The organism is Lewinella sp. W8 (genome assembly GCF_004375085.3).
Classification (GTDB): domain Bacteria; phylum Bacteroidota; class Bacteroidia; order Chitinophagales; family Saprospiraceae; genus Neolewinella.
Genome location: NZ_SNAQ03000084.1, coordinates 1 through 364, shown reverse-complemented (window position 1 = coordinate 364; position 364 = coordinate 1). Strand labels below are relative to the sequence as shown.

General features: G+C 57.7%; 1 pseudogene. It reads left to right on the top strand.

What is annotated here, in order from left to right:
* Positions 1-364, top strand: a pseudogene (locus E1J53_RS24120) (hypothetical protein); the annotation flags it as partial.

The window sequence follows — 364 nt, the reverse complement described above, 5'->3', positions numbered from 1 at the left end:
ACTTCATCGCCTCCGACGTCACGGATTGCTTCGGCAACGTGATCGACAAGTACAGCATCTACACCGAGGAGGAAGCTAACGAAGCGGGCTTTGTTCCGGTCGTTGGCCGTCTGGGCATTGACCTGACTTGTGAGGACTTCGGTGAGGACGTGAGCGTACGGGTGTACGCCATCGACAATGCGGGTAACGCCGACTACTGTTCGGTAGTACTCGAAGTGCAGGCCTTCCAGGACGGACTGTGTGAGGGCAGCAGTGGCTCGCTCTCTGGTCTGATCACTACCCAGGACGACGACGTGATGGGTGGCGTTGAGGTAACGCTTACGGGTGATAACAACATGGACGAGACGGTGACCACGGCAGCCAA